The organism is Sediminibacter sp. Hel_I_10 (assembly GCF_000688335.1).
GTDB lineage: Bacteria > Bacteroidota > Bacteroidia > Flavobacteriales > Flavobacteriaceae > Psychroserpens.
This window is the reverse complement of sequence record NZ_JHZX01000001.1, coordinates 972,922-997,874: the sequence shown is the minus strand read 5'-3', so window position 1 is coordinate 997,874 and position 24,953 is coordinate 972,922. Positions and strand designations below refer to the sequence as shown.

At 36.1% G+C, this 24,953-nt stretch carries 27 protein-coding genes; 14 read left to right on the top strand and 13 right to left on the bottom strand.

The annotated features are described in order from the left end of the window. Positions 1-113: 113 nt before the first annotated feature. The 3 genes from P176_RS0104405 (at position 114) to yaaA (ending at position 2,773) form a co-directional block, all read left to right on the top strand. A complete protein-coding gene (locus P176_RS0104405) occupies positions 114-665 on the top strand; it encodes a PASTA domain-containing protein (RefSeq protein ID WP_026753561.1) in 552 nt (183 codons plus the stop codon). A 14-nt stretch (positions 666-679) separates the two neighbouring features. Then, entirely contained in the window at positions 680-1,717 is a 1,038-nt protein-coding gene (locus P176_RS0104400; protein WP_026753560.1) for an RluA family pseudouridine synthase, read from the top strand. A 297-nt stretch (positions 1,718-2,014) separates the two neighbouring features. Beyond that, positions 2,015-2,773 (top strand): peroxide stress protein YaaA, encoded by a 759-nt coding sequence (gene yaaA / locus P176_RS0104395; RefSeq protein WP_026753559.1) that lies wholly within the window; start codon positions 2,015-2,017, stop codon positions 2,771-2,773. Positions 2,774-2,776: 3 nt separating this feature from the next. Here the strand turns inward: yaaA and P176_RS20230 are convergent, their stop codons facing one another. Next, entirely contained in the window at positions 2,777-2,902 is a 126-nt protein-coding gene (locus P176_RS20230; RefSeq protein WP_081820671.1) for a 30S ribosomal protein THX, read from the bottom strand. Positions 2,903-2,967: 65 nt separating this feature from the next. Between P176_RS20230 and P176_RS0104385 the strand changes: the two genes are divergently transcribed. Continuing rightward, positions 2,968-3,648, top strand: a complete 681-nt coding sequence (locus P176_RS0104385) for a uracil-DNA glycosylase family protein (protein ID WP_026753558.1) — start codon at positions 2,968-2,970, stop codon at positions 3,646-3,648. A gap of 185 nt (positions 3,649-3,833) precedes the next feature. After that, a complete protein-coding gene (locus tag P176_RS0104380) occupies positions 3,834-4,634 on the top strand; it encodes a hypothetical protein (RefSeq protein WP_026753557.1) in 801 nt (266 codons plus the stop codon). Between the two features lie 24 nt (positions 4,635-4,658). On the opposite strand, the gene P176_RS19960 is transcribed toward P176_RS0104380, so the two are convergent. The 3 genes from P176_RS19960 to P176_RS0104365 are packed head-to-tail and all read right to left on the bottom strand — an operon-like array spanning position 4,659 to position 7,484. Beyond that, complete coding sequence (locus P176_RS19960) at positions 4,659-5,630, bottom strand: hypothetical protein (protein WP_051605400.1); 972 nt, start codon at positions 5,628-5,630, stop codon at positions 4,659-4,661. Next, positions 5,627-6,583, bottom strand: coding sequence for an aspartyl protease family protein (locus P176_RS0104370; RefSeq protein ID WP_026753556.1), 957 nt, complete (start codon positions 6,581-6,583; stop codon positions 5,627-5,629). The genes P176_RS19960 and P176_RS0104370 overlap by 4 nt, the downstream gene beginning before the upstream one ends. Positions 6,584-6,620: 37 nt before the next feature. After that, on the bottom strand, positions 6,621-7,484 hold the full coding sequence (locus P176_RS0104365) for an alpha/beta hydrolase (protein WP_026753555.1): 864 nt from the start codon (positions 7,482-7,484) through the stop codon (positions 6,621-6,623). Positions 7,485-7,531: 47 nt separating this feature from the next. Here P176_RS0104365 and P176_RS0104360 point away from each other — a divergent pair, with 47 nt between their 5' ends. Beyond that, positions 7,532-8,152 carry an L-threonylcarbamoyladenylate synthase gene (locus P176_RS0104360; protein WP_026753554.1) on the top strand — a complete coding sequence of 207 codons (621 nt, stop codon included), beginning with the start codon at positions 7,532-7,534 and terminating at the stop codon, positions 8,150-8,152. Positions 8,153-8,243: 91 nt separating this feature from the next. Here P176_RS0104360 and P176_RS0104355 read toward each other — a convergent pair whose 3' ends face one another. The 3 genes from P176_RS0104355 to P176_RS0104345 form a co-directional block, all read right to left on the bottom strand. Continuing rightward, positions 8,244-9,104: an OmpA family protein gene (locus tag P176_RS0104355; protein WP_026753553.1), complete on the bottom strand. Its 861-nt coding sequence runs from the start codon at positions 9,102-9,104 to the stop codon at positions 8,244-8,246. 80 nt (positions 9,105-9,184) lie between these two features. Beyond that, the gene (locus P176_RS0104350; protein ID WP_026753552.1) at positions 9,185-10,189 is read right to left on the bottom strand and encodes a glycosyltransferase family 2 protein; all 1,005 of its coding nucleotides are present in this window, start codon (positions 10,187-10,189) and stop codon (positions 9,185-9,187) included. Positions 10,190-10,222: 33 nt separating this feature from the next. Next, on the bottom strand, positions 10,223-10,672 hold the full coding sequence (locus tag P176_RS0104345; RefSeq protein WP_037348710.1) for a type I restriction enzyme HsdR N-terminal domain-containing protein: 450 nt from the start codon (positions 10,670-10,672) through the stop codon (positions 10,223-10,225). Between the two features lie 143 nt (positions 10,673-10,815). On the opposite strand from P176_RS0104345, the gene holA reads away from it, so the two are divergent. Next, positions 10,816-11,820: a DNA polymerase III subunit delta gene (gene holA, locus P176_RS0104340; protein WP_026753550.1), complete on the top strand. Its 1,005-nt coding sequence runs from the start codon at positions 10,816-10,818 to the stop codon at positions 11,818-11,820. Between the two features lie 34 nt (positions 11,821-11,854). Here holA and P176_RS0104335 read toward each other — a convergent pair whose 3' ends face one another. Beyond that, positions 11,855-12,367, bottom strand: coding sequence for a hypothetical protein (locus P176_RS0104335; protein WP_156032950.1), 513 nt, complete (start codon positions 12,365-12,367; stop codon positions 11,855-11,857). Between the two features lie 375 nt (positions 12,368-12,742). Here P176_RS0104335 and P176_RS0104330 point away from each other — a divergent pair, with 375 nt between their 5' ends. Next, positions 12,743-14,377 carry an ABC transporter substrate-binding protein gene (locus P176_RS0104330; protein WP_051605399.1) on the top strand — a complete coding sequence of 545 codons (1,635 nt, stop codon included), beginning with the start codon at positions 12,743-12,745 and terminating at the stop codon, positions 14,375-14,377. 10 nt (positions 14,378-14,387) lie between these two features. Here P176_RS0104330 and P176_RS0104325 read toward each other — a convergent pair whose 3' ends face one another. The 3 genes from P176_RS0104325 to P176_RS0104315 form a co-directional block, all read right to left on the bottom strand. Beyond that, the gene (locus P176_RS0104325; protein WP_026753547.1) at positions 14,388-15,095 is read right to left on the bottom strand and encodes a lysoplasmalogenase family protein; all 708 of its coding nucleotides are present in this window, start codon (positions 15,093-15,095) and stop codon (positions 14,388-14,390) included. Positions 15,096-15,221: 126 nt separating this feature from the next. Continuing rightward, positions 15,222-16,403: a GlmU family protein gene (locus tag P176_RS0104320; protein ID WP_026753546.1), complete on the bottom strand. Its 1,182-nt coding sequence runs from the start codon at positions 16,401-16,403 to the stop codon at positions 15,222-15,224. A gap of 109 nt (positions 16,404-16,512) precedes the next feature. Next, positions 16,513-16,764: a type B 50S ribosomal protein L31 gene (locus tag P176_RS0104315; protein ID WP_026753545.1), complete on the bottom strand. Its 252-nt coding sequence runs from the start codon at positions 16,762-16,764 to the stop codon at positions 16,513-16,515. Between the two features lie 169 nt (positions 16,765-16,933). Here P176_RS0104315 and P176_RS0104310 point away from each other — a divergent pair, with 169 nt between their 5' ends. The 4 genes from P176_RS0104310 to P176_RS0104295 are packed head-to-tail and all read left to right on the top strand — an operon-like array spanning position 16,934 to position 22,081. Continuing rightward, positions 16,934-17,458, top strand: a complete 525-nt coding sequence (locus tag P176_RS0104310) for a DUF4199 domain-containing protein (protein ID WP_026753544.1) — start codon at positions 16,934-16,936, stop codon at positions 17,456-17,458. Positions 17,459-17,501: 43 nt separating this feature from the next. Next, a complete protein-coding gene (locus tag P176_RS0104305; RefSeq protein WP_026753543.1) occupies positions 17,502-18,464 on the top strand; it encodes a glycosyltransferase family 2 protein in 963 nt (320 codons plus the stop codon). 60 nt (positions 18,465-18,524) lie between these two features. Continuing rightward, complete coding sequence (locus P176_RS0104300; RefSeq protein ID WP_026753542.1) at positions 18,525-20,255, top strand: phospho-sugar mutase; 1,731 nt, start codon at positions 18,525-18,527, stop codon at positions 20,253-20,255. Then, entirely contained in the window at positions 20,255-22,081 is a 1,827-nt protein-coding gene (locus P176_RS0104295; protein ID WP_026753541.1) for an ABC transporter ATP-binding protein, read from the top strand. The genes P176_RS0104300 and P176_RS0104295 overlap by 1 nt, the downstream gene beginning before the upstream one ends. A gap of 352 nt (positions 22,082-22,433) precedes the next feature. On the opposite strand, the gene P176_RS0104290 is transcribed toward P176_RS0104295, so the two are convergent. Then, the gene (locus P176_RS0104290) at positions 22,434-23,027 is read right to left on the bottom strand and encodes an NUDIX hydrolase (RefSeq protein WP_026753540.1); all 594 of its coding nucleotides are present in this window, start codon (positions 23,025-23,027) and stop codon (positions 22,434-22,436) included. Positions 23,028-23,142: 115 nt separating this feature from the next. Between P176_RS0104290 and pyrE the strand changes: the two genes are divergently transcribed. Both pyrE and P176_RS0104280 read left to right on the top strand, forming a co-directional pair. Further along, on the top strand, positions 23,143-23,796 hold the full coding sequence (gene pyrE / locus P176_RS0104285; protein WP_026753539.1) for an orotate phosphoribosyltransferase: 654 nt from the start codon (positions 23,143-23,145) through the stop codon (positions 23,794-23,796). A 24-nt stretch (positions 23,797-23,820) separates the two neighbouring features. Continuing rightward, the gene (locus P176_RS0104280; protein WP_026753538.1) at positions 23,821-24,216 is read left to right on the top strand and encodes an orotate phosphoribosyltransferase; all 396 of its coding nucleotides are present in this window, start codon (positions 23,821-23,823) and stop codon (positions 24,214-24,216) included. Here P176_RS0104280 and P176_RS0104275 read toward each other — a convergent pair. After that, on the bottom strand, positions 24,213-24,944 hold the full coding sequence (locus P176_RS0104275) for a biotin--[acetyl-CoA-carboxylase] ligase (RefSeq protein ID WP_026753537.1): 732 nt from the start codon (positions 24,942-24,944) through the stop codon (positions 24,213-24,215). The two genes, P176_RS0104280 and P176_RS0104275, sit on opposite strands and share 4 nt — an antisense overlap. Between the last annotated feature and the right edge of the window lie 9 nt (positions 24,945-24,953).

Sequence of the window (24,953 nt, the reverse complement as noted above, 5' to 3'; positions counted from 1 at the left end):
TTGAGAGTGCAAAATACTAAAACCTAAAGAATTTAGTTATGCTAAAATACCAAATAAACGCCCAACAAAAACCCGTTGGTTTTTATATCTTTGTGGCTTAATGAATACTGAGCATGAGTTTTATTTCGTTTCTTAAAAGTAAGGTTTTTTTAAAGCAATTGGCCTTGGCCATTGTTGCTCTAGTGGTCATTATCTTTTTAACCATGCAATGGTTGAGCAGTACTACAAATCATGGTGAATTTATAACCGTACCCGATTTAACGGGTAAAAGTTTGGGTACTGTTGAGATTGAGCTGAATGATAATGATTTGGCCATGGAAATTCAAGATTCCGCAAATTTCAATCCAGAATATCCTAAGTTCTCAGTGATAGAGCAATATCCTGAAGCTGGAACACAAGTAAAGGAAAATCGAAAAATATATTTGACATTAAATCCTTCGGGATACCGTAAGGTAGAAATCCCTAAAGTAGTGCGTCGCACCTTTCGTCAAGCCAAACCTACCTTAGAAACCTTAGGTTTTGAAATTGGTAAAATCACCTATTTAGATGATATTGGTAAAGATGAGGTGATTGCCATTAAGCATAAAGGCAAGACCATAGAGGAAGGCGATTTACTACCTCTGACTTCAAAAATAGATATCGTTTTAGGCAACGGTAACCGCTAAACTAAAACATACATATGACTACTGTAGATACTTCCACAGACGAGCAAGACGATGAGTTGTTCGAACATCACGCTTTTTCGGTAGATAAGGGGCAAAATCCTTTACGTATCGATAAATATTTGATGAACCGCATTGAAAATGCCACACGTAATAAGATACAAGCCGCAGCAAAAGATGGGAGTATTTATGTAAATGATACACCCGTAAAATCAAACTATAAGGTTAAACCTTTAGATCAAATACGCGTGCTTTTAGAGCATCCGCCTTATGAATTTCTTTTAACTCCAGAAGACATCCCGTTAGATATCGTCTACGAAGATGATGTGCTTTTAGTGGTTAATAAACAACCTGGGATGGTGGTACATCCTGGCCATGGTAATTACTCTGGTACACTGATCAATGCTTTGGTGTTTCATTTTGACAATTTACCCAATAACTCGAGTGATCGCCCAGGTTTGGTGCATCGTATTGATAAAGACACGAGTGGTTTATTGGTTATTGCCAAAACCGAGCAGGCCATGACCCATCTCTCTAAGCAGTTTTTTAATAAAACCAGTGAGCGCGAGTACGTCGCAATTGTTTGGGGCAATATGGTTGAAGATGAGGGAACGGTTGAGGGCAATATAGGTCGCCATCCTAAAAATCGTCTGCAAAATACCGTTTTTGAGGGCGACGATGCCGATAAAGGCAAGCCTGCAGTAACACATTATAAAGTTATAGAACGTTTAGGATATGTAACCCTAGTGTCTTGTAAGTTGGAGACAGGGCGTACCCATCAAATTCGTGTACACATGAAGCATATTGGCCATACCTTATTTAATGATGAACGTTATGGTGGAGAACGTATTTTAAAAGGAACCACATTTAGCAAGTACAAACAATTTGTAGATAATTGCTTTAAGGTATTACCGAGACAGGCACTTCACGCCAAAACTTTAGGCTTTGTGCATCCAGTTACTGGAGAGCACCTCAGCTTTGATTCTCCTGTGCCAGAAGACATGCAGCAGTGTATAGACAAATGGCGTAATTACGCCACACATATTGAGGAGTAAATATTTACTGTCTTGGGCGTTACCACGCTTTGGCGTGGTCAGGCTGTCCGCTGTATCTTTTTTCAATGTTATAATGAGAGTATTGCATTGACTTTGTTCTAGAAAAAAGGATGCCGCTTCTATCCTTAACGCAGAGATCGATAATTAGAGTGATTATTTTTACAATTATCAAAATCTATCTTAGGATTGGTAATAAGAAAACAAATTGGTTGGAAGAACGCGATTTGGATGGTATTTTTATAAAAATTAGAAATAGTATATTAATTAAAATCCATTCCTGAGTTACAGGACCAACATATGAAACTAGTATTATCCCCTGCAAAATCCTTAGATTACGATAGTAAGTTACCAACTTCAAAACACACCGAGCCTCAATTTTTAAATGAAGCTGAAAAGATCAATAGTTTGCTTAAAGAGAAATCTCGAAAACAGCTGTCAAAGCTTATGAGTATTTCCGATAATTTGGCAGATCTTAATTATGAGCGCAATCAAGAATTTAAAGTGCCATTTGATACTAACAACGCTAGGCCAGCAATTTATGCTTTTAGTGGGGATGTTTACCGTGGTTTAGATGCTTATACGATTGAGAATGAGAAGATCAATAAACTACAGGATACGGTGAGGATATTGTCTGGTCTTTATGGTGTATTAAAACCTTTGGATTTGATTCAGCCTTACCGTCTGGAAATGGGCACTAAATTTCCCGTGGGAAAACATAAAAACTTATATGAATTTTGGAGCCAAAGCATTACCGAGGCCTTAAATAAGGAGTTATTTACCGATGAGCTGTTTGTGAACCTGGCGAGTAATGAATATTTTAAAGCAGTAGATACTAAAACCTTGAAAGTACCTGTCCTGGACATTAAGTTTCAGGAATTAAAAAATGGTGATTATAAAACTATCGCCATCTATTCAAAATTAGCAAGAGGGCTTATGTCTCGATACATCGTAAATACAGATGCTAAAACAGCAGAAGATCTCAAAGGATTTGATTTGGACAACTACCGTTTTACCGAAAAATTATCGTCAGAAAACGAATTGGTCTTTACGAGATAACGGCTAGGCCTTTTTATTCGGATTGATTTTATCTTCAGTTTTAGGTCGTTTTTTGATACGCGGACGTCTTACGCCAAAGCTGCCTCTGTTGATTTTTCCTCGTTTCGATTTTTTATCGCCTTTTCCCAAGTGTATGATATTTTATAGTGAAAATTGAAGTTACGAAAATAGGCAATAACTATCAACCTAATGATATGTTCTTTCACAAACATCCTTATCCGCCATTTATTAAAGATAACAGCACAAAGTTGATTGTTGGTACCTTACCGCCACCTCGATTTACTACTGGAGAGCTATTAGAAAAAGATGTTGATTTTTGCTACGGAAGTTATCACAATTCACTTTGGAAATTTATTGATGCCATTTATAACTTAAATTTGAGATATGATAATTCTGAAGCAGCCGTAAATCAACGTAAATCTTTTTTGACGGAGCATTGCATTGGTGTGTGCGATATTGTAGAGAGTGCTAAACGAGATAAGATAGATGCCTCAGACCTTGGGATGAAAGAAGTGAAACTTCGTGACCTTATCGGGATCTTAAAACATTATCCCAACATAGAAATGCTCGTATTTATTGGTGGAAATAGTAAAAACGGCCCCGAATACTTCTTTAGAAAACAGCTTCGCGAACATGGTTTAAAATTAAAATTAGTATCGAAAGAAGCTCCAAAAATTCACGAATTTGAAATAGACATTGCGTCAAACAAATCAATATTGCAATCGAGAACAATCAAAACAGTCTCTCTCACTTCAAGCTCAGGAGCAGCAAATATCTCTATCAGTCGGTCGCCCTTATATCAACAACTAAAAGCTAATAATCCAGATTTCAACACCTTTGATTTTAGGGTCATGCAATATCAAGACTATTTATAAGAGCTATTTATTATAATATAGGAGTCACTAAAGTGCTTACTGGCAAGAGAAGAACTAGCCATAGTTATATGGGGTTGTTCTATTCAGCCGTTAATTTCAAAGGTAATAAAGTTTAACTTTCATTGAATAAGAATCGTCTTTGGGTTCAAATTCTTTATCTTCCATAACCGATAATTATAGAAAAAATGAAAAAAATATTACAAGTCGCCAATGGCGTTGCTTTAGTGTCTACCATTATTATAAATTACTTGTCAAATACAGGAAAGCTTAATAACACAACCATTGGTGAGGTTTCTGATGGCTTAAATTCACTTTTTACACCTGCGGGATATGCCTTCTCTATTTGGGGCTTTATTTATTTACTCTTATTGGGCTTTATTGTGTATCAAGGGAGAAGCTTATTTGTTAAAGTGAGAAACGATGATTTTGTATTAAGAATTGGCTGGTCTTTTGTGATTTCATGTTTGGCAAATAGTGCCTGGGTGTTTTGCTGGCTATATGGTTATACCGGTCTATCCTGCGTTTTTATAGTATTGCTGTTGTTATCTTTACTTAAAATTGTGATAGATAATAGTATGGAACTCTGGGATGCGCCAATTTCGGTAATCTCATTTTTGTGGTGGCCTTTTGTGTTTTATAGTGGTTGGGTTACCGTAGCTGTTATCGCAAACGTGTCGTCTTTTTTAGTAAAAACGGGATGGGATGGTTTTGGAATTTCCGAAGTAAAATGGACCATCATCATGATGGTTGTGGCTACAGTGATTAATCTTGCAGTAACATGGCAAAGAAACATGCGGGAATTTGCTTTAGTAGGGGCTTGGGCTTTGATTGCCATCGCTTATGCCAATTCTGAAATACATGATAGTATTGTGTATTCTGCAGTGGCGTTAGCCGTTATTTTAATTACGAGTTCTGGGGTTCATGGGTTTATGAATAGAGATACAAACCCGTTTGTGAAGTTTATGGAATATAGAAAACAAAAGTAAGTAGAGCCGTTTAGATGAGGCCAATTATTTGACCATATGTACGGAGTTGACGTGGCCCATGCCGTCACGTTCCTTAACAGGATTTGAAGGATCTAGAAGCCACTCACCATCCACAATAAACTTGTAATGGTGTTTTCCTGCGGAAAGCGGTAGTCGGTAAGACCAATAGCCGCTCTCTGTTTTTTGCATGGATAGCTCATTCTCATTCCAATCATTAAAAGAACCAGCTAGAATCACCGTTTTGGCATCTTGATGACCTTTCAATAGAAAGGTAACGTGTTTTCCAATATTAATGTGAGAGTTGTATTCTCCAAACTCATTAGGGATTCTGTCTGGATTGCTGGGGTCTTCCATCCATTGACCATCAACAATAAATCGATATTGATAATCGCCAGGTGTCATTTGCAACAGCAATTCCCAACCATTTTCAATTTTGTATAATTTAAAAAGTCCTTCGTTCCATTTATTAAAAGACCCGGCTAAGATGACGTTCTCTGCATCTTCATAACCTCTCAATCTAAAACGCACATTACCTTTTGGACTAGGGTAGGCATTGGTGAACATGTTGAGATTAAAGACATGCAACGGCCGTCCTTCTTCGGTAGCTTGAGCGATATTGACATCATTGTTGGTAGGCTCTGCCCAATATTGATTATTCACAATAAACTTGAACTCCCAAGAAAAAGCATTATTAAAATTGCTAATGGGTTTTCGTAATTGATACGTATTCTTATCAATCTTCTCCATTTTCCATCGGTATTTAGACCAATCGTTGAACTCTCCCGATACGACCACGTTATTGACATCGAGTTCATCAAATGGAATACGGCCTCCAAGGGCATCATCAGAATACACCTGATAATCATCCCGATGAAAGGTAAATACAATGTCATTACCATCAATGCTATACCCCTTTGTAGTTGGGTTTTGGGCAAAGGTTGAGCTTATGGCTATGACCAGAACCAGAAAGAAGCGATATGTTAATGAATAGTTCAATGTTTGTTTATAGGAAAAGCAATAAAATACAGTTGCTCTTTTTTATAGTTAATGATGGTTCGTTGTTGTCTAAAAAATTCATAGCCCAAGACCCCATCTAATGAGGTCCCGAAGGCATCATTCATTTGGTGCAAATTAGTGAGTAGGGTTTCCATAGGTGCAAAATAGATGGTGTTTGATAATTTTACACGATACAATTTTCCTGCCATGACTTCCATTTGATTTCCGCTAAGCCCAGAAAGCAAAATACGCTGACTAGGATAAAAGTATTTTAAAACCCTTTTCTTGCTGCGTTTATTAAGCTGGTTGTATTCTGCTCCGGTATCTAAGCCAAATGTTACTTTCTCATCATTGATGAACGCCTCTAAGACAATGGTGTGTTTTTTTAAGCTGAAATTGATAGTGTCTACTATCTTCTCCAAATAGACGCTATGATCTAATTTCTCTCCTTTTCGGTCTACCCTTGAGAGTGTAATTTGGTTGAGGTACATGTCTACAAAAACCTCATAATCTTTCAAGATATTGTAACCGATGATGCCTAGCAAATGGATTTTTTTACTGATTTCAATATGAGACAGATCTATGACATCAGACATTTTATCTTCAATAAGAATGTCCTTGATCATAAACTCTCGGAGTCGTTGTTCTACAGGATTTTCTATTCTATCAATAACACCAGAAGTTTCTCTACTTCCAAAAATAGATTTGCCAGACTTAAAATGAACTTTATTGAGAATTAGGGTTTCTGATCCTGTGTCAATAATAAAATTTCCCTTTTGATCTAGAAGTTCGGCTTCTATGACAATAAGGTGATCTACCAATTTAAATGGTATTCTCGTAGTGTGTTCGCTTAAAATTTCCGCCTTAGGAAAAGTGATTAGTGGAGGTTCTGTTATGGCGAAACCAATACAGGGTAGTACGATTAGAAGGTAAAATAAAATGGATGTTCTCATATTTAGCAGACTCCAAAAAACGCCATTTGTTACAGGTTTAATCCAGGTGTACTTGAGTAAATGCTTTTATAGAGGTCCAAGTATCTATCAATTCTTCTCCATCCCATCCATGTGCTTCATTAGGATACAATGTAAAGCTGTGCGTTATACCAAGCTCTGTGAGCTTAGCATCCATATCTACACCTTGACTTGTTGGCACTAATGGGTCGCTTCCTCCATTAAACAAAATTGTTGGAGGCGATGTAGTTGTAGCACGATGATATGGGCTTACATACTCTAAAAATGCTGTTGAGGTGTCAATCCCAAAGCTGGCGATAAGTGCTAAGGCTAAAGGATTGTTAGATTCTAAATAGGCGGGATCTGTGAAGTTGGTAGGGCCAACAATACTGGCCACCATTTTTACAAGATTATCGGTATCATGAGCATAGCTCCAAAGTAGAGATAATTGAGCCCCAGCGCTTGTGCCTAAAAATCCGATAGCATTGGATATCACATATGTACTTTGATTATCTTGAAGATGATTAACAACCGCAGTAATATCATCAATTTGCATTGGGAATGGCAGATGATCTGGATTAGCCAATCTGTAGTTAATGTTGACGATGGCAAGATCTGGAAGATCTGTTTGAATGAGATCTTTTATTAGGTTCATATCAGTTTTATCGCCAGAGGTCCAGCCGCCACCATGCACTAAGATCATTACTTTAGTGTCTTCGGTTCTATAGGCAGGTAAATAGATATCAAAAGTTTGCTCAGGATCTTCACCATAAGAGACCTCCAATAGCTCGGCGTACTCTAAGCTTTCTAACTCTTCTAAACTGGAGTTGGCATCTGATTTTGAACAAGCCTGTAACCCTAAAAGTAAGATGATCAGAAAGAAGATTTGGTTGATGTTTCTCATAATGAAATTATTAGTTACATTGTAAACGCTAAGGAAAGATATATATTATGGCTGAATTAATAAGAATCTACGAAGAAAATCCCAACCCAAAGGAAATTAAGAAGGTAATTAAAGTCTTAAAAGCGGGTGGACTTATCATATATCCTACAGATACCGTTTACGGTTTGGGCTGTGATATTAATAACATTAAAGCCTTGGAAAAGGTAGCGCGCATTAAGGGCGTGAAATTAGAAAAATCAAATTTCTCCTTTATTTGCAAAGACTTGAGCAATTTGAGTGATTATGTAAAACAGATTGACACCACAACCTTTAAAATTTTAAAGCGTGCCTTGCCCGGTCCTTACACCTTTATTTTACCTGGCTCAACTAATTTACCACATCCATTCAAAAAGAAAAAAACGGTTGGTATTCGGATTCCCGATAATAAAATTGCTTTAGAAATTGTCAACCAATTGGGTAATCCCATTATTTCAACTTCTATTCGTGATGAGGATTATGTGATCGAGTATACCACAGACCCTGAGCTTATTCTTGAGAAATGGGATAAGCTTGTAGATTTGGTTATTGACGGTGGCTATGGTGATAATGAAGCTTCAACGGTAATTGATCTTTCTGAGAGCGAGCCAATCATTGTTAGAGAAGGGAAGGGGAGTCTCGAAATTTTTTAAATTTAAGACTGGTCAATGCTAGGGTTGATAAATGAAAATAAAAAAAGCTCAACTGATAAGTTGAGCTTTTTTCTATAATTTGAAGTTTGGATTATTTTCCTTGACCTTCTAATTCTTTCATTTCTTTTTCTACCATTTCGTAGAATTGATCAATCTTAGGCATTACTACAATACGAGTACGTCTATTTTTTGCTCTGTTTTCCGCAGTATCATTAGCTACTAATGGCACATAGTGACTACGACCAGCAGCAACCAATTGTTGTGGGTTAACATCTAGGTCTTCTAAAACACGAACTACTGAAGTTGCACGTTTTACACTTAAGTCCCAGTTGTCTAAAAGCACACCTTTTTGGTAAGGAACGTTATCGGTATGCGCTTCTACCATTGCTTCGAAACTAGGTTTGCTATTAATTACTTTAGCAACTTTACTTAATACGTTTCTTGCTTCGCTAGTTACATCATAACTTCCGCTCTTAAATAATAGTTTATCTGCAATAGAGATAAATACAACACCTTTCTCAACATTGATCTCGATATCTGGATCGTTGATGCCAACGGCTTTCTTAAGGCTTGTTACAATAGCTAGAGTTACACTATCCTTACGGTTTAATGCATCTTGCAATCTTGTAATTTTTAAATCTTTCTCTTTAAGGCTTTCCAATGATTTTTCAAGGTTTTCTGCACCTTTTTGAGTTAAGGTGGTCAAATTCCCCTTAGTGTTTATTAAATCTTCATTGGTTTTGCGCATATCAGCAAGTTGAGCTTGTAAGCCCTCCATGCGTGCCATTGCAGCGGCCTTATCTGACATACAACTGTTCAATTTAACGGTTGCGGAATTCAATAGATCTTGAGTTTCCTTTTGTTTTTCTTGTAATGTCGTAAATTCTTTCTTAGACACACAAGAGGACAAAATCAGCATCCCAGCAACGCTTAATAGCATTAGTTTCTTCATAATAGTGTTTAATAATTAGTTAAATAACATACCAAAATTATGTAAAAGAATGTGCCCTGATGTATGCTTTAACTAAAATTTTAACACTTGGGGAGGTCCCTAAAAATCTTTTGTTCCTTCATAAAATAAGCCCAGACCACCGAGGGTGTGGCGTAGTAATCTTTACGCTTAGTTGAAAGCCGTCTTTGTTTCAATAATTTAGGAAGATGCCAATAAAAACTAAAGTGCGCCTTTAATATGGCCACGAAATGATTTGGTTGAAATTTGAGTAGAAATTTAAGACCTGCAATACCATCTAAAGTCAGTCTAGTAAAAATGATGGGTAAGATCAATCCGCCAGCGTTCTTCATTAGTGTGAACAAGCTGTTTCTAAAGTTGAGATAGGTTTTTTTAGGACTCAATGTATTAAGAGTGGCTCCTCCAACGTGATATATCGTAGAGGCTCCAACGTATTTGCTTTTAAACCCCTTATTGAATGCCCTCCAACAGAGGTCAATTTCTTCAAAATGAGCAAAATAATCTTCGTCAAAACCTCCAAGTTCTTGGAATACAGAAGATTTTATAAAGAAACAGGCACCTGATGCCCAAAAAATATCTGCAACATCATCATATTGTTGCACATCTTTTTCTACAGTGTCAAACACCCGGCCCCTGCAAAAGGGATAACCATACTTGTCAATAAAGCCGCCAGCTGCGCCAGCATATTCAAATTGACTTTTGTTTTTATAGTCTAAAATTTTTGGTTGTATAATCGCGGCTTCAGAAGAATTTTCAAAAGTAGCGTTTATGGGTTCTAACCAATTGGCTGTGACTTCAACATCGCTATTGAGCAAGCAAAACACATCGGCATCTACCTGTTTTAAAGCATCATTATAGCCTTTAGCATAGCCGCCATTCTCTGAGTTTACAATGATTTTTACTTGCGGAAAATGAGTTTTAACGAAACTAACGGAATCATCTGAAGAAGCATTGTCGGCTACATATAAAGTAGCACCCTCAGAGCGTTCTATAACCGATGGCAGAAATTGCTCAAGAAGTGCTTTTCCATTCCAATTTAAGATAACTATGGCAATTTTAGACGTCAATAGCTGTTTTTTAAGGGGTTGTCCAATCGATTTTTAACTTCTGCTAAATTCTGGAAGATCTTCCAAAAAGAGATAGCGCTCATTTTCAAAGTCCATTTGGCAATAGTAATGATTAATTCCGTTGGTTACCATCAAATAACTAGCATTCAGCTCTAAATTATAGCGTGCTATTTGATCAAAGGTACTTTGGTCAATCTTGATTTTTGGTGCTTTACATTCTACAATAAGATGGATGCTTCCGTCGGTATTAAAAATCACAATGTCGTAGCGCTTGGTCAATGTATTGATTTCTAATTTCTTTTCTACATTGATTAAGGATTTTGGATAGTTTTTAACTTCCATTAAATACTGAACGCAATGTTGACGCACCCATTCTTCTGGCTGCAATACGACGAACTTTTTACGAATGGCATCAAAAATAGCCACTTTATTTTCGCTATTTTTGAATCGAAATGAAAACTGCGGAAAATTTAAACTTGGCAACAATGGCTCTTGTTTTTTCCAAAGATAATAGACACAAGTTGAAAACCGAATATCTATTGGTTTTTTAAAATAGGATACTTGTGTATTGTTAGTTGTATTTCGGCTTTAGTAATAAAAATAATTAGTTGATAGCAATTTAAGATTTGGACGACGTTAAGCTCATTGTAGGAGATATCAAGAAAGGAAAGATCAAGCCCATTTACTTTTTAATGGGAGAGGAGCCTTATTATATTGATGCCATATCTGATTATATAGAGAAGAACATACTGTCTGAAGAAGAGAAAGGCTTCAACCAGATGACGCTTTATGGCCGAGATGTTTCCGTAGAAGATATTATAAGTAATGCAAAGCGATATCCAATGATGGCTGAGCGGCAGGTAGTGATTGTAAAGGAAGCTCAAGATTTATCAAGAACTATTGATAAGTTAGAGGCCTATGCCAAAAACCCCCAACCAACCACTGTTTTAGTCGTAAATTATAAATATAAAAAATTAGATAAGCGCAAATCAGTCTATAAGGCCATCAAAAAGGTGGGCGTGGTTTTTGAAAGTAAAAAGCTTTATGATAACCAGGTAGCAGATTGGATTAGGCGCGTGCTTTCTGGACAAGATTATACCATTACTCCAAAGGCTTCACAAATGTTAGTGGAGTTTTTAGGAACAGATTTGAGCAAGATTATGAATGAGCTCAACAAGCTAAAAATCATACTCCCTCCAGGCACACAGATTACTCCTGAGCATATTGAGAAAAACATTGGCATAAGTAAAGATTACAACAACTTTGAGTTACGAAAGGCTATTGGCTATCGAGATACCGTAAAAGCATTCAAGATCATTAATTATTTTGGAGAGAACCCAAAAGATAATCCTATGGTCGTAACGGTATCCTTACTCTTCAATTTTTTTTCACAGCTATTGCATTTGCACGGCTTACATGATAAAAACCCGCGAAGTGTAGCTACAGCATTAAAGATCAATCCCTATTTTGTACAAGAGTACATTGATGCGGCTAGAAATTTTCCTATGAGAAAAGTGAGTGGTGTTATTGGAACCTTGCGAGAATTTGATGTTAAGGGGAAGGGTGTCAATTCAAATGCCGTGTCCCAAAGTGATCTTTTAAGAGAATTATTGGTTAAAATCTTCAATTAAAGTCAGTCGTTCGGTACTCAGTTCATCCGTCAATTTATTGTTTGTTAAAGACGTAAGTAACGTCCTGCTCAATTGTAGTTTCAGAAGTATCCACATCTGTAGCTATAAACCCATTAGGGATATGCATGAGTAGCGTGTTGCCATTTTTTACAGCACTATATGTGTTTCCGTTCAATGCTATGAAGATGCTTGTTTCACTTTCAGTATAGCTTAGTGTATTTCTGTCTAAATCAGTATTCATAGAACATGAGGTCGCAAAAACTGTTTTTCCGTCCTCCAAATAGGTGTTGTAAGAGACAAATGATGTGTAAAGCAGGCTACCAGAATGATTAGTCCCTAAGTTCAATTCAGAATCGTTCAAACAGCCTGGTTCAAATTCTAAAGAGGCGACGCCATCATTATCAAGATCTATAGGGGTTTCGACACGCCAAGAGGTTAATTTGTAAGATCCTGTGAGCGTATTGTCATTGTCAATATCATCCTTTGAGCAGGATAAAAGTAGGCTTAATAATACGATTGACGATAAAAGGAGTTGAATCGTTTTCATGTCGTTTTCAATTTGGGTAATCAAATATAATTGCGCGCTTCCCTAATAAAGAATAAACTAGATAAAGTAAATAAAAGAAGGATAAACTGCTACAAATCTTTAGTTTCAAAGTTTAAGAGACTAGTTTTAGTTGGGAAAAATGTTTGAAAAGCGTTGTCATTGACCTACTGAAGTTAATTGGTATTTTGATGATTGTAGAATTTATAAGTATTGTAATTTTGATATGGTCTTGATTTGAGATGAAATAGGTTAGCTTGTTTTTTTAGGATAGATGATACAGAATAGAGTCTTATTCATTCTGGGTATTATTTCTTAGGGAAGGGAAATCTATTATATTTACTTAATTAAAAAACAGACTTCAATTAGGATTGATTTATGAATAGTTTGGTAAATGATGACATTAAAAAATATTTTAGACAATCGCTAATCATTTTAAGCCTGTCTCTTCTTTGTATTTCCTGCGGAAACCCTAACAACAGTATTAAAGATCATCTTGTTTTTAGATATAATGAACACAAAAACATAGGATCTTTAGACCCGGCTTTTGCTAAGGATAATGCTGATATTTGGGCTACTAATCAGCTGTTTAATGGCCTTGTGCAAATGGATGAACAATTAAAAGTTCAACCCTGTATTGCAAAACAATGGACTATTTCCGAAGATGGCACGACCTACAGATTTGCGCTCCGTAACGATGTGACATTTCATAAACATCAATTATTTGGAAAAGATTCTACAAGAACCGTAACTGCAGGAGATTTTGAGTTTAGTCTCGGTAGGTTAACAGATAAGACATTAGCATCACCAGGAAGTTTTACGATGAACAGGGTAGATCACGTAAAGGCTGTTAATGATACCTTATTGGAAATTAAATTGAAACAGGCCTTTCCGGCATTTTTGGGCTTACTCACCATGAAATATTGCTCTGTTGTTCCACAGGAAATTGTAGAGCAATATGCTAACGATTTTAGAGCTCACCCTATAGGTACTGGTCCTTTTCGATTTAAGCGCTGGGAGGAGAATTTAAAGCTCGTTTTCCGAAGAAATGACGACTACTTTGAAACGGACTCCGTTGGAAACAAATTACCATATCTTGAGGCCGTTTCTATAACCTTTTTGCCAGATAAGCAGAGTGAGTTTTTACAGTTTGCACAAGGAAATATTGATTTTGTCTCTGGTTTGGATGCCTCATATAAAGATGAGATTTTGACGGCCACGGGAGATTTGCGTCAGCAATATGCTGGAGCTGTTAATATGATTAGAGGTCCATACCTCAATACAGAGTACCTTGCTTTTTATATGGATTCTGATGTCTCTGAGATGCAATCGCAAGTATTGAGAAAGGCCGTTAATTATGGCTTCGATAAGCAAAAAATGATGACCTATCTTCGAAATGGTATTGGGATTCCTGCTACCGGTGGTTTTATTCCAAAAGGACTTCCTGGTTATGATGCGCATATTGGGTATTCATTTCAGCCAGAAAAAGCGAAGCAATTGGTTGAACAATTTAAAGATGAGACCGGAAACACACAACCAGAAATTACAATAACTACTACCGGTAATTATTTGAGTTTTTGTGAATATATCCAAAGAGAGCTTCAGAAAATCGGAATTTTAGTCAATGTTGATGTCATTCCTGCTGCGACCTTAAAAGATGCAAAAGCCAATGGTAAATTAGATCTGTTTCGAGCGAGTTGGGTGGCCGATTATCCTGATGCAGAAAATTATCTATCCTTATACTACAGTAAAAATTTTGCTCCTAACGGACCAAACTACACCCATTTTAAAAATGAGCAATTTGATGATTTGTATCAGCGTTCTTTTTCTGTAACAGATACTAAACAAAGAGAATCACTTTATCGTAAAATGGACAGTTTGGTGATGTCTCAAACTCCTGTGGTACCATTATTCTATGATGAGGTGGTTCGTTTTACTCGTAAAGAAGTTTCGGGTTTGGGGATTAATCCCATCAATCTATTAGATCTAAAACGTGTTCGAAAAACAGATTAAATTTTGAATATTAGGATTCTATTTCGATTTTAGTTTGAGGCTCAATCTTTTCCTTGACCAACCCCATGATGATCATATATTGGGCAGATGCATAGACAAACATAGTGATGAACCGCTCATAAAACCAATACTTGTAAAACGACCCTAAAATAGAGAGCGTATCTGCCAAAAGAAAAGAGAAAACACCTATCATTACCAATATATAGCTGCTCTTGCTCACTTCTTCTTTTCTTAAAAAAGCAAATTGCACCAATAACAAGGTCACAAATAAAAACAAAAGTACAGGGATTAAGGATGAGCCAAGATTATCTAAAGTTAGATTTAATATGCTAAACATGTAGAGCAGATAGAAGGCTAGAAAAGGTAAAAATTGAAGGATATTGAAGTCTCTATTATTCGAAAAGCGACAGACGTAACATACTTTTCCCAAAATAAAAAAAATACTTCCTGCAACTAAGACAATAGGTTCAGTTTTGAAATAGGTCATCACATTTGCTAAAAGAAAAAAAGAGAGGGCTAAGATGGTAAAGACAAAATTGTTGCTTGTGCTTTCATTATCGTTTAAGGTATAGAAAAAAATAAGCAACAACATGAGCGCTGGCTTAGTCACTAATCTCAAAATTTCTAACTCAGAAAACGTCATAAAAACCAAATCTATCATAACGATAGAAAAATAGCAGATAGAGAACTTCAGAATATTATTGAAGATACGCTGCATAATAAGTTGGTTTTTAGGTGGTAGGATCTAAAATACAAAAAAAGGGAATACTACGGCTATAAGATTAAGCACAATTGAGAAAACAGCTGTATAAACTTAGTTGGTACTAACACCATATTTTCAGAATCAAGACGCATCCTTACGCCACTTTTTAGTAAGATCAAAAACAGCTTCTAAGATGTTTTTGTCGATTTCAGAAAAATCAATGTCACGGCGTTTCATAACAACCTCTGCCACTTCAAATGCTTTTTTTGTAAGATAGGTGCTAAAGCCAGAGTAACCGCCCCATGAAAAACTAGGTATGAAATTTCTTGGGAAACCGCTTCCAAAGATGTTGGCGCTAACACCAACTACGGTACCCGTATTAAACATCGTGTTGATCCCGCACTTACTATGGTCTCCCATCATGAGTCCGCAGAATTGAAGTCCCGTTTTGGCAAAATTCTCTGTCTGATAACTCCATAGTTTTACTTCTGCATAGTTATTTTTAAGATTGGAGTTATTGGTGTCTGCACCCAAATTACACCATTCACCTATCACGGCATTGCCTAAAAAACCGTCATGACCTTTGTTGGAGTATCCAAAAATAACAGAGTTATTCACTTCGCCACCAACTTTGCTATGTGGTCCAACGGTGGTTGGGCCATAAATTTTTGCACCTAATTTTACAGTAGCGTGATCACAAAGCGCAAATGGACCTCTAATGATGCTGCCTTCCATAACCTCAGCGTCCTTACCTATGTAAATTGGGCCTGAGGTAGCATTAAGAGTGGTGAATTCTAACTTCGCACCTTCTTCAATAAATATTTGATGTGTATCAAGTACGTTATTTGAGCTTGGTATGGGCTGTGATTTTCGTCCTTCAGTGAGCAGTTCAAAGTCAGCTCTTATAGCAAGATCATTTTTTGAAAAAATATCCCAAGTATGCTCAATATAAAGCGTTTCCTCATTGTAGTCGAGATGCTCATAAGTTGTAAAATCAATATCGTCTTGAGTATCTTTAGTAGAAAAGGCCACCATATGGTCGCCATGAAATAAAGCTTGGTTTTCTTTAAGATCCATCACAAGCTCCGCTAATTTCAGATTAGGAATAAAGGAGGCATTGATCATAATATTTTCCTCCATTTCAATCATTGGGAATTTCTCCGATAGATAATCTTCTGTAACTGTGGAAGTAGTCGCATCTAAGTAGCGTTCCCATTTCTCTCTAATGGTAAGAATTCCAATTCTAATGTCTGCAACAGGTCTTGTAAACGTAAAAGGTAAGAGTTGAGTTCTTGCGGGGCCGTCAAATAAGATGTAGTTCATGGATTACTTGGCATTATGAGTGTTCACTCAAAGTTAAATTAATAAAAGGTATCACAAAAAAAAGCCTTCATAAAAAATTATGAAGGCTTTATAATATCGTAAACTAAATTTATTTCTTGAATTTAGCGTATTTGTTTTTGAATTTATCGATACGTCCAGCAGTATCTATCAATTTAGACTTACCAGTGTAAAACGGGTGAGATGTTCTAGAAATCTCTAGTTTGATAACTGGATATTCAACACCGTCAACATCAAGTGTTTCGTTGGTATCAGCAGTTGACTTAGTTAAAAACACATCTTCATTTGACATGTCCTTGAATGCAACAATTCTATAGTTTTCTGGATGTATTCCCTTTTTCATCTCGTTTATCTTTAAAAATCTGTACTTTTTTGGAAGTGCAAATTTAGTTATATTTTGTAAATTACCAATAAATTATATTCTTTTTTTATATATCCTTTTCTTATGTAACATTTCAGTAATAAGAGATACTAACAGAATACAAACATAACTAATCAAAAGAAATTAAAATATGGAAACCGAAAAACCTTCGATTAAATCAATAGCTTATACCTATGGTCTCTATTTGGGCTTGTTAACCGTTGTTGGACTTGTATTTCAATATGTAACCGGATTGGAAAAAAATTGGGTCGTAAGCGCTGTAAGTGTCGTCATTACTATCATTATTTACTATTACGGTATCAACGCCTTCAAAACCAATAATTCCAATTTTCTTTCAATTAAAGAAGCCATAAAAGTTGGTCTTGCTATGGCTGTCGTTGGCGGAATTATTGGAGCTGTATATGCCTATGTTCACTATGAGTTTATCCAACCAGAATTTATAGATGGTATTAGAGAAAAAGCTTATAACGATATGACGGCTGGAAATCAAAATATGTCAGAAGAGCAATTAGAAACGGCAACGACAATGATGAATATATTTACATCACCATTTTTCTTGTCAACGATGACGCTTTTAGCTTCAACCTTCTTTGGTTTGATTATTTCGTTAATTATTGGCGCAATAATGAAAAAGGAAGATCCCAATCTAGCTTAAATAATTTCAGTATTTTTGATGTTTATAACATCAAAGCGATTGCATGAACATATCAGTAGTCATACCACTACTTAACGAACAGGAGTCACTTATAGAATTACGCGATTGGATTGCTAAAGTCATGCAAGCCAATCGTTTTTCTTATGAGGTCATTTTTATTGATGATGGCAGTACTGACGATTCTTGGTCTATCATTATGCAACTTTCCCATAAAAATGAGAATGTCAAAGGAATTCGGTTTATCAAGAACTTCGGAAAATCACAAGCATTACATGCGGGCTTTGAAAAAGCAGAAGGGGATGTAGTCATCACAATGGATGCCGATTTACAAGATAATCCAGAAGAGATTCCAGAGCTTTACCATATGATTATTGTTGAGAAATTTGATCTTGTTTCTGGATGGAAAAAGAAACGATACGATTCATTTTTGTCCAAAAATCTTCCGTCTAAACTCTTTAATTGGGCAGCCCGAAAAACATCGGGAGTAACACTTAATGATTTCAACTGTGGTCTCAAGGCCTACAATAGAAATGTGGTTAAGAATATTGACGTTAACGGAGAAATGCACCGCTATATTCCGGTATTAGCAAAAAATGCGGGCTTCATAAAGATTGGAGAAAAAGTTGTTCAACATCAGGCTAGAAAATATGGTGAGACAAAATTTGGAATGGACCGATTTGTTAAGGGATTTCTCGATTTAATTACCATTTGGTTTATCTCAAGATTTGGCAAGCGTCCCATGCATTTATTCGGAGCCCTTGGAGTGATCATGTTTGCCATTGGTTTTGGTTTTTCGCTTTATTTAGGCGTAGATAAGTTGTTTCTAAACCCAACTGGTCGCTTGATTACGCAACGTCCACAATTTTATATTGCACTTTCTACAATGATTATTGGTACGCAATTTTTTGTCGCGGGATTTCTGGGAGAAATCATTTTGCGCACCAAACGCAATGAAAAAAGATATCTTATAGGGCAGGAGCTTAATTTTCATTCCAATTTGAATTAACACCTCCTTATCATAATAAAAATATGGATTTACGTACTTTTATAATACAATACTAATATTATGTCAACATTAGAATCACAAATTCAAAAACGCATTGATAATTGGTTAACTCCAGTTTTTGATGAGCATACACACAATAGGATAAAGCAACTTCAGGAAAGCAATCCTAAAGAGTTAAAAGAAAGCTTTTACCAAAATCTAGATTTTGGTACGGGCGGTATGAGAGGCGTCATGGGCGTTGGTACAAACCGTATCAATAAGTACACCTTAGGCAAAAACACCCAAGGTTTAAGTAATTATCTTAAAGAACAATTTCCTTCGGAAACTTTAAGAGTAGCCATTGCGTTCGATTGCAGACACAACAGTAAATCCTTGGCAAAGGTGGTTGCAGATGTGTTTTCGGCAAATGGCATTAAAGTGTATTTATTTGAAGATTTACGTCCTACTCCAGAATTATCTTTTGCCGTAAAGCATTTAAACTGTCATTGCGGAATTGTATTAACGGCTTCGCACAATCCTCCAGAGTACAACGGTTATAAAGTGTATTGGCAAGATGGCGGGCAGTTAGTGCCACCACAAGATGCCGAAATTATTTCAGAAATCAACGCACTTGATTATGCCCAAATCAAATTTGATGCTAATGACGACTTGATAGAATATGTGGGTAAAGCTGTTGATGATGTCTTTGTAGATAATTCCGTTAAAAACGGAAGTTTCAATACGCCTAAAGAAGCTAAGGAAGATTTGAATATTGTATTTACATCTCTTCATGGGACGTCTATTACTGCCATACCTCAAACACTAGAGCAAGCTGGTTATACCAAAGTACATATTGTAGAGGAGCAGAGAGAACCCAACGGCGACTTTCCTACAGTACAATCTCCAAATCCAGAAGAGCCAGAAGCACTTAAAATGGCAATTGAATTAGCGGCAAAGGTCAAAGGAGATATTGTTATTGGTACCGATCCTGACTGTGATCGCCTTGGTGTTGTAGTAAGAAACTTAAATAATGAGTTGGTCATTCTTAACGGAAACCAAACGATGTTATTAATGACAGATTTTCTATTGAAACAATGGAAGTCTGCCAAAAAAATAAATGGAGACCAATTTGTAGGGACTACCATCGTGTCTACGCCAATGTTACCTGTTTTGACAAAGGCTTATGGTGTAGACTGCAAAATAGGTCTTACAGGGTTTAAATGGATCGCTAAAATGATTGAAGATTTTCCGCAAATGGATTTTATTGGCGGAGGGGAAGAGAGTTTTGGATATATGGTAGGAGACTTTGTTCGCGATAAGGATGCTGTAACATCAACCTTGTTGGCTTGTGAAATTGCAGCTCAGGCAAAAGCGAAAGGGGTAACTATGTACCAAGAGCTTATCGACTTATATGTGGCGCATGGTTTTTATAAAGAACGACTGGTGTCACTAACTAAAAAAGGCATTGAAGGAGCAGAAGAGATCAAACAAATGATGGTTGATGCTCGAGAAAATCCACCAAAAGAGATTAATGGTTCAAAAGTGATCAAGATTGAGGATTATCAATTATCGGTTGAAAAAGATATCTTGAATATTAAAGAACACGTCATCAACATTCCAAAATCAAACGTTTTAATTTATTATACTGAAGATGGAAGTAAGATTGCTTTACGACCTAGTGGTACAGAGCCTAAAATCAAATTTTACATCAGCGTTAATGATAAACTAGCTACTGCTGAAGACTTTAAAAAGGTTGACGCACAACTCGAAGATAGAATTGATGCTATCCTAAAAGACATGAAACTCGGTTAATGGATTATATAAAAAAGCTTTCAAGGTTTATATTACCTTACAAACGGTATGCGATTTTAAATATCATCTGTAACGTGTTTTACGCCTTGTTTAGCACTTTGGCAATGGTATCCCTGATGCCAATGATCAATGTGTTATTTGGCGAGAGTGAAAAGGTTTATGAAGAACCATTATATGGTGGTATTCATGACATTACGAATTTTGTTGAAAATTATCTAAACTTCGTTGTAACCACGACTACTTTAAATAAAGGGCCTCAACAAGCATTATTGTACATGATCATTTTGATCATAAGTATGTTTCTGTTGAAAAATGTCTTTAATTATCTCGGTCTCTTTTTTATTACTTTTTTGCGTAATGGTGTTTTGAGGGATATCAGAGATGAAATGTATCTCAAGGTTGTTACGCTGCCGATATCTTATTATTCTGAAAAAAAGAAAGGTGATATTATAGCGAGAATTTCTGGTGATGTGGCTGAAGTGAAAAATTCGATGCTTTCGGTTTTAGAGCTTATTGTTAAAGAGCCCTTAACAATTGTTTTTGCCATAATTACCATGTTTATAATCTCGACTAAGCTAACCATTTTTGTGTTTCTTTTTATTCCCGTTGCAGGATTCGTCATTTCTTTGATTGGTAAAAGTCTTAAGAGAAAGTCAGGTAAGGTTCAAAGGGAACAGGGCGTTTTTCTTTCTACAGTAGAAGAGACCTTAGCGGGATTGAAAGTGATAAAGGGCTTCAATTCTGAAAAAAGATTTTATGGTAAATTCCAAGACTCTACAAATCGTTATTACGAGTTTTCAAACACCTTAATGAATCGGGAAAACTTAGCTTCACCAACCAGCGAGTTTCTGGGTATTGCTACTATTGCGGCTCTACTATGGTATGGCGGCAATATGGTGATGGTGGAGCAGACGTTATCTGGTGGTGCATTTATTGGCTATATGGCCTTGTCCTATCAAATACTTACGCCGGCCAAAGCGATTAGTAAGGCCAGTTATAAAGTGAAATCAGGTAATGCCGCAGCCGATCGTATCCTGGAAATTTTAGAAACAGATAATGTTCTAGAAGACAAAACTAATGCTTTGGTCAAAACGGATTTTAATTCTGAAATAGAACTTAAAAATATCTCATTTAAATATGAGGATGATTTGGTGCTTAAGAACTTCAGTATGAAAGTTCCTAAAGGCAAAAGTGTAGCGCTAGTCGGGCAATCGGGTAGTGGTAAATCCACAATAGCTAATCTTGTAACCCGATTTTATGATGTTAATGACGGCCAAATTGCTATAGATGGCGTTGATATTCGGGATATGACTAAGCATTCGCTTCGCAGTATGATGGGATTGGTAACGCAAGATTCTATTCTATTTAATGAAACGGTTAAAAACAATATTTTAATAGGTAAAGTAGATGCATCTGATGAAGATGTGATTAATGCCCTGAAGATTGCAAATGCTTGGGAGTTCGTGAAGTCCCTTCCTAAGGGTATTGATACAAATATTGGCGACTCTGGAGGCAAATTATCTGGCGGGCAAAAACAACGCTTAAGTATTGCAAGAGCTGTACTTAAGAATCCTCCTATCATGATATTGGATGAGGCGACTTCAGCTTTAGATACAGAAAGCGAAAGATTGGTTCAAGATGCCTTAGAAAATATGATGAAAAATAGAACATCTATTGTAATTGCCCATAGATTATCTACTATTCAAAAGGCAGATGAGATTATAGTGATGCACAAAGGCGAAATTGCAGAACAAGGCACTCACGATCAATTATTGGCTAAGAGTGGTGTTTATAAAAAACTAGTAGACATGCAGAGTTTTGAGTAGGTGTGGCTAAAGAAGATAAAGGTTTTAAAATCAAAAAAGGATGTAACTAAGGTTGCATCCTTTTCGTTTTTTTATCATCAGATATATGGCGCACTGACAATAAGGACTAACATGGTTTAATAAAAGTAAGACATACATTCCTAAAAACCAAGAAAAAGATGCTATTTATCGAATAAATTTGCGTTTAAACGATATTTTAACTTATGGAATATTAAATATCAGTCTTTTAAGCAATTAATTAATTTTGAAAATCAAGAAGATTTTATAAATGTATATGCTTGATTTTTAGATGGAAACGGCAAGTAATGTAATTTTTGTATGAGATTTAGAAATTGATCTGCTCTACAGCGACTTACTCAATTAAACCTCTAATATTGGCATAACTGTTTTCTAAAGCAGCTTTACTCTCTTCCTCAGATAGCCATTTAACCTTTGTAATGCCTTCACTTTGTTCGGGATTAAGTTTTCCTTCGTAAGACGATCGCATTTCAAACCAATAGGTTATCTTGATTCTATATTTGCCATTGCGCTTAAAGATGTGATAGGTGGTGTCTAAGGGTTTCACGATTTCAAGATGCTTAACGCCAGTTTCTTCTTCAACTTCGCGCAATGCCGTTTCTTCTATACTCTCTTTTTTTTCAGTCTTTCCTTTAGGTAAATCCCACTTATCATTTCTGTAGATAAATAATATTTCGCCTTTGCTGTTATAGACCTTTCCTCCACCCGCAATAACATTGGGTAGTTTCTTTAAAAACTTTTTTAAAAGCGTCTCTTCCTTTTTTCCTATCAAGTGAACTTTAGGTAAATCGGTCTTATTAAGTGTCTTGATGACTTTACGAATACGCACTTTAGAAAGTAAGTAATTCTTAAAACCGTCTTCTTTCTCAACAGCAGTGGTGAGTATAATGGGCTTGTCGTTTACAAAAACCTGATACGTTCGGGACATTTTCTAATTTTTTACCGTGTAAAAGTATTAATTTAAAATAGGTCGGCGTCATTCGATAAATTAAATTTTTAACGATTTAAAATTCCCTATTGTTAAAAAATCGTAATTTTGTTTTATGATTTTCGACAAAGAAACCGCAAAAAAAACAGCAGAACTTTTATTACAAGTTAATGCTATAAAGCTTCAGCCCAACGATCCTTTTACATGGGCATCTGGCTGGACTTCCCCAATTTATTGTGACAATCGTATAGTATTGTCTTATCCGCCAATAAGAAATTATATTAGAGACACCATGGCAAAACACATCCAAGCGCATTATGGCAAGGTAGATGTTATAGCAGGAGTGGCTACAGGAGCTATTGGTATTGGTATCTTGGTTGCAGAATATTTAGGGTTACCTTTTGTGTATGTTCGCCCCGAGGCGAAATCTCATGGCAGACAAAATCAAATAGAAGGTTTTATTGAATCTGGTCAGCACGTTGTTGTTGTAGAAGATTTAATTAGTACAGGGAAAAGCAGCTTAAATGCGGTTAAGGCACTCAAAGAAGCCAATGTACACGTTAAAGGTATGGTGGCTATCTTTTCTTATGGCTTTGAGGTTGCCAAATCTAATTTTGATGAAGCGCATGTAGACCTTTATACCTTGAGTAATTACGAGAACCTTTTAGAGCAAGCGATGGAAACCATGTATATTAATAAAAAGGAACAACAGGTGTTGTCTCTTTGGAATTCCAATCCTAGCGAGTGGAAGGGCATACCATCACACTAAATCGAAGTTTACAACTTATACCTTATGAAATTAGAATCATCAAGAACCACAATACCTAAAAGTCAACAAGAAACATTTGATTTTTTGTCAGACGTTAAGAACTTTGAAAAGTTAATGCCAGAGAACATTAGCAAATTTGAGGTTTTGGAAAACGATAAATTTTTGTTCGCCTTAAAGGGAATGCCAGAAATTGTTCTTAAAAAGAAAGAGGCCGTTCCTAATTCTAAAATAGTTTTAGGCGCAGCGGGAGGCAAATTAGACTTCGCTTTGATAGCAGATATTGATCAAGTAACCGAGTCGTCTAGTGAAGTTAAACTCACCTTTGAAGGAGAATTTAATGCTATGATGGGAATGATGATCAAAAGTCCTATTCAGAAATTTATTGAGACCTTGGTTACCAAAATGCCTCAAGAAGTTTAATATAAGAGTTTGATTTGTTTGAGATCAAACTCTTTTATAATCTCATCTTCTAGTAGAACTTTGAGTTTTCCAGTAGAAGATATTCCATTGATAAATCCAGAAAAACGCTCACCCTTTATATTTTCAAAGGTGGAAGGTTTGTTTTTTCTAAAAAGATGAGATTCATAATCTTGCATTATAGCGTTAAAGTGCATCCGTTTTAAACGTGCCATTTGTTGCTTTAAATGGCTTACTAATAGATTTAGAATTTCATCTAAATCATAATGTATTCCGGCAATAGATTTCATTGAGCAGGCTTGAGGTAAATGTTCAAAATCAGTTTGGTTGACGTTAAGTCCTATACCAATGATGGAAGCTTGAAGTTTTTGTTTTTTAATAATGTTTTCTATGAGTACGCCTCCAACTTTAAATCCATCTGCCATAATGTCGTTAGGCCATTTTATAGCTGATTTTCTTAAATTGAAGTGCTGTACAGTTTCTAATACGGCCAAAGAAGTAGCCATACTGATATAAAAGCTTCGCTCTAAATTAAGCCAAGAAACATCTGTAAAAATACTTGCAGTCAGGTTTTTATGGGCTTGAGTTTGCCAAATAGTGCCCATTTGCCCTCGACCATTAGTTTGCTTTTCTGCAACTACAACTGTAAAATCCGCAATGGCGGTTTTAAGCTGAAGTTGACGTAAATAGCTGTTTGTAGAGTCAATGGCACTAAGTTTGATTATGTTCATTGTGATGCT

Excerpts from the sequence above, each read along its gene's own strand:
- P176_RS0104405 (WP_026753561.1), top strand. The coding sequence starts at position 114 with ATGAGTTTTATTTCGTTTCTTAAAAGTAAGGTTTTTTTAAAGCAATTG.
- P176_RS0104400 (WP_026753560.1), top strand. The coding sequence starts at position 680 with ATGACTACTGTAGATACTTCCACAGACGAGCAAGACGATGAGTTGTTC.
- yaaA (WP_026753559.1), top strand. The coding sequence starts at position 2,015 with ATGAAACTAGTATTATCCCCTGCAAAATCCTTAGATTACGATAGTAAG.
- P176_RS0104385 (WP_026753558.1), top strand. The coding sequence starts at position 2,968 with ATGTTCTTTCACAAACATCCTTATCCGCCATTTATTAAAGATAACAGC.
- P176_RS0104380 (WP_026753557.1), top strand. The coding sequence starts at position 3,834 with ATGAAAAAAATATTACAAGTCGCCAATGGCGTTGCTTTAGTGTCTACC.
- P176_RS0104370 (WP_026753556.1), bottom strand. The coding sequence starts at position 6,583 with ATGAGAACATCCATTTTATTTTACCTTCTAATCGTACTACCCTGTATT.
- P176_RS0104365 (WP_026753555.1), bottom strand. The coding sequence starts at position 7,484 with ATGAGAAACATCAACCAAATCTTCTTTCTGATCATCTTACTTTTAGGG.
- P176_RS0104360 (WP_026753554.1), top strand. The coding sequence starts at position 7,532 with ATGGCTGAATTAATAAGAATCTACGAAGAAAATCCCAACCCAAAGGAA.
- P176_RS0104355 (WP_026753553.1), bottom strand. The coding sequence starts at position 9,104 with ATGAAGAAACTAATGCTATTAAGCGTTGCTGGGATGCTGATTTTGTCC.
- P176_RS0104335 (WP_156032950.1), bottom strand. The coding sequence starts at position 12,367 with ATGAAAACGATTCAACTCCTTTTATCGTCAATCGTATTATTAAGCCTA.
- P176_RS0104330 (WP_051605399.1), top strand. The coding sequence starts at position 12,743 with ATGAATAGTTTGGTAAATGATGACATTAAAAAATATTTTAGACAATCG.
- P176_RS0104325 (WP_026753547.1), bottom strand. The coding sequence starts at position 15,095 with ATGCAGCGTATCTTCAATAATATTCTGAAGTTCTCTATCTGCTATTTT.
- P176_RS0104320 (WP_026753546.1), bottom strand. The coding sequence starts at position 16,403 with ATGAACTACATCTTATTTGACGGCCCCGCAAGAACTCAACTCTTACCT.
- P176_RS0104315 (WP_026753545.1), bottom strand. The coding sequence starts at position 16,764 with ATGAAAAAGGGAATACATCCAGAAAACTATAGAATTGTTGCATTCAAG.
- P176_RS0104310 (WP_026753544.1), top strand. The coding sequence starts at position 16,934 with ATGGAAACCGAAAAACCTTCGATTAAATCAATAGCTTATACCTATGGT.
- P176_RS0104305 (WP_026753543.1), top strand. The coding sequence starts at position 17,502 with ATGAACATATCAGTAGTCATACCACTACTTAACGAACAGGAGTCACTT.
- P176_RS0104300 (WP_026753542.1), top strand. The coding sequence starts at position 18,525 with ATGTCAACATTAGAATCACAAATTCAAAAACGCATTGATAATTGGTTA.
- P176_RS0104295 (WP_026753541.1), top strand. The coding sequence starts at position 20,255 with ATGGATTATATAAAAAAGCTTTCAAGGTTTATATTACCTTACAAACGG.
- P176_RS0104290 (WP_026753540.1), bottom strand. The coding sequence starts at position 23,027 with ATGTCCCGAACGTATCAGGTTTTTGTAAACGACAAGCCCATTATACTC.
- pyrE (WP_026753539.1), top strand. The coding sequence starts at position 23,143 with ATGATTTTCGACAAAGAAACCGCAAAAAAAACAGCAGAACTTTTATTA.
- P176_RS0104280 (WP_026753538.1), top strand. The coding sequence starts at position 23,821 with ATGAAATTAGAATCATCAAGAACCACAATACCTAAAAGTCAACAAGAA.
- P176_RS0104275 (WP_026753537.1), bottom strand. The coding sequence starts at position 24,944 with ATGAACATAATCAAACTTAGTGCCATTGACTCTACAAACAGCTATTTA.